This window comes from Rhodococcus sp. CX (genome assembly GCF_015865005.1).
GTDB lineage: Bacteria > Actinomycetota > Actinomycetes > Mycobacteriales > Mycobacteriaceae > Rhodococcus.
In genome coordinates this window covers 1-3,073 of sequence record NZ_JADZGH010000102.1, presented here as the reverse complement: position 1 = coordinate 3,073, position 3,073 = coordinate 1, and the positions used below count along the sequence as shown (strand labels likewise).

Here is a 3,073-nt window from a genome sequence, read left to right as displayed (position 1 = left end):
GCACGGTGACTCGCAGGTCGCAGTCCGGTTCTCGGACGCGCTCGACGAGCGTTCGATGGAGAGCAAGGTCGGCGGCTATCGGCTCGAGGTCGTCGAGCCCCTGCAGAAGATCCGGGTGATCTGCGAGCACGACGACCTCTCGTGCGACATCACGTGGGACGGCTCGTTTCCCGCCGTGCTCGAGGAGGCGCACATCCTCATGTCCGGTCCGCGACCGATCCTCGACGCGTCCCGCTTCGCCCAGGTCGGTAGCTGGTCCGGCACCCTGTCGGTGCAGGGCAAGGACTTCGCCGTCGATCCTGAGATCTGGATGGGCACGCGCGACCGCTCCTGGGGGATCCGTCCCGTCGGCGAGCCGGATCCGCAGGGTCGCTGGACCTACGAGAACCGCGGCGGCCACTACTGGACCTACGTCCCGCTGCGCTTCGACGACTTCGCGCTCGTCGTCATCGTGCAGGAGTCGCAGGACGGGCACCGCACCCTCAATCACGCCACCCGCGTCTTCGCGGACGGTCGGGTCGAGCAGTTGGGCTGGCCCCGCGTCGAGGTGAACTACCGCAGCGGCACACGGCATCCCGAGTCGGCGCGGCTGCACCTGACCACGCCCAAGGGTGAGCCCGTCGTCGTGGACATCGAACCCCTCGGGTTCATCTCGCTGAGTCACGGCGCCGGCTACGGCGGTGACCCGGAGTGGACGCACGGCGAGTGGAAGGGCGCGAACTGGTCGTCGTCGTCCTTCGTGGACACCACCAGCCGGGACTTTCTGGGCCGGCTCCCGTTCTCCACCATCGACCACGTCGCGAAGGCGACCATCGACGGCCGGGTGGGCTGGGGCATGTTCGAGCACGCGGTCATGGGACGCCACGATCCGTCGGGCTTCACCGGCTGGCTGGACATGGCGCCGTAGGAAGACGAAAACGCAAGGGGTGGTGCGGTGATCGATGGGCTGCCCCTTGCGGACCGCCCTCAGTTCTCCGTGGTCTGGGCGGCCGGCGCCGGTGCGATGAACGTGCGGTGCACGTATGCGCCGAACCCGCCGTCGACCGGAAGATCCGCGCCGCTGATCCAGGTGGACTCCGACGACGCGAGGAACAGCAGGGCGTCGGCGATCTCCTCGGGGCGACCGTGCCGGCCCGCCCACGCCGCGGCGCCGTTGATGGTGTCCGCGCCCATCGTCGCGGTGAAGTCCTTCAGCAGCGGCGTGCCGATCGTGCCGGGGGAGACGCTGTTCGAACGCAGGCCGGTGGCCTTCCCCTCGACGGCCAGGTTCTTCGACCAGATGATCACGGCCTCCTTGGAGAGGCTGTAGCACGCGCCTTCGATGCCGGGGTGATCCGTGAACGTGTCGAGCGCGGCGTCCCAGTCGTCGACGGCGAGGAACTCGTTGAGCAGGTCGTAGTGCTGCTGCCACATGAAACCGGCCTGCGAGGCGGTCGTGACGACGGTGGGCTCCGGCGTGAACTTCGGGGTCAGCGCGCGCGTGAGGTCGCGCGGTGCGAGGGTGTTGATCGACAGCACGGTCCGCCACGGCAGGGTCGCGGCGACACCGGCGTTGTTGATGAGCGAGTCGACGGGACCGGCGATCTGCTCGGCGATGTCCAGGACGCCGGCGTGCGTCGACAGATCGCCCACCACCATCCGGGATATCGCGGGATCGGTGCTCTCGACTCGATCGACGCCGATCACGGTGGCGCCCTGGGCGGCGAGCTTGGTGACGGCGGCAGCGCCGACCCCGGACGAACAGCCGGTGACGACGACGGTCTTGCCGGAGAAATCGGGCATGGAGCCCTCCTCGTGACAGCGGTGGGCGCCGGTCGGCGTTCCCGGCGCAGTGCGTCGATTCGTTAGAACTGGATACGGGTGTGGGCACTGTAACACCGGTGAGCTGGTCGTGAAGGCAATTTGCCCAGCGCTACAGGCGATCTCGTGCCCCCGGTGTGTCTCCGACATCGGCGCTGAGCAGTGTGGTCCCGCTCGGTGGGATGGACGGGGGAGCGGCCCGCCAGCGGAATAGAATAAATTTCAGTATTCGGGAGCAGGGAGTGGACATGAGCAACGTCGTCATCGTCGAGGCCGCGCGGACGCCGATCGGCCGTCGTCGCGGGCAACTGTCCGGAGTGCATCCGGCTGTGTTGCTGGGCGCCGCCCAGAAGGCCGTCCTCGACCGGACCGGCCTGCCCGCGGACCGGATCGGGCAACTCGTCGGTGGCGTCGTCACCCAGGCGGGGGAGCAGTCCAACAACGTGACCCGCCAGGCATGGCTGCACGCCGGGTTCCCGTACCGCACCGCCGCCACCACCATCGACTGCGCGTGCGGATCGTCGCAGCAGGCCGTCCACATGGTCGCCGGGCTCATCGCGTCCGGGCAGATCGACGCCGGAATCGGCTGCGGCGTCGAGGTGATGAGCCGCGTGTTCCTCGGCCAGGCCAACACACCCGGCACCGGCAATCCCTACCCGGACGACTGGACCGTCGACATGGGCGACCAGTTCACCTCCGCCGAACGGATCGCCGCCCACCGGGGGATCACCCGCGCCGACGTCGACGCGTTCGGGCTGGAATCGCAGCGACGCGCCGCGCTGGCGTGGAGCGAAGGCCGCTTCGACCGTGAGATCGTCCCGGTGGTCGCGCCCGTCGTCACCAAGGACGGCGAACCCACCGGGGAGGTCGCGACCGTCACCACCGACGGCGGCCTCCGGGACACCACCGCGGAGGCGCTGGCCGGCCTGAAACCGGTGATGGACGGCGGAATCCACACCGCCGGCAACTCGTCCCAGATCAGCGACGGCGCGGCCGCGGTGATGCTCATGAACGAGGACAAGGCGCGCGCGGCAGGCCTGCGCCCGCGAGCCCGGATCCTCGCGTCCACCCTCGTCGGCTCCGACCCGTACTTCCATCTCGACGGCCCGATCGACTCCACCCGGGACGTCCTCGAACGCACCGGAATGTCGCTGTCGGACATCGACATCGTCGAGATCAACGAGGCGTTCGCGTCGGTCGTCCTGTCGTGGGCGCAGGTTCTCGATGCCGACATGAGCAAGGTCAACGTCAACGGCGGCGCGATCGCGCTGGG

At 69.1% G+C, this 3,073-nt stretch carries 3 protein-coding genes; 2 read left to right on the top strand and 1 reads right to left on the bottom strand.

Features of this window, described 5'->3' with window-relative positions; all coding sequences use genetic code 11:
• Positions 1-907 (top strand): hypothetical protein (locus tag I0Q12_RS11115; protein WP_231610444.1); only part of this gene is annotated, 907 nt, incomplete at its 5' end.
• Positions 908-966: 59 nt separating this feature from the next.
• Here the strand turns inward: I0Q12_RS11115 and I0Q12_RS11110 are convergent.
• On the bottom strand, positions 967-1,782 hold the full coding sequence (locus I0Q12_RS11110; RefSeq protein ID WP_197251975.1) for an SDR family oxidoreductase: 816 nt from the start codon (positions 1,780-1,782) through the stop codon (positions 967-969).
• Positions 1,783-2,048: 266 nt separating this feature from the next.
• On the opposite strand from I0Q12_RS11110, the gene I0Q12_RS11105 reads away from it, so the two are divergent.
• Positions 2,049-3,073 (top strand): steroid 3-ketoacyl-CoA thiolase (locus tag I0Q12_RS11105; protein WP_197251974.1); only part of this gene is annotated, 1,025 nt, incomplete at its 3' end.

Bases quoted from the DNA above. Each gene is read 5' to 3' on its own strand.
- I0Q12_RS11110 (WP_197251975.1), bottom strand. From the start codon at position 1,782: ATGCCCGATTTCTCCGGCAAGACCGTCGTCGTCACCGGCTGTTCGTCC.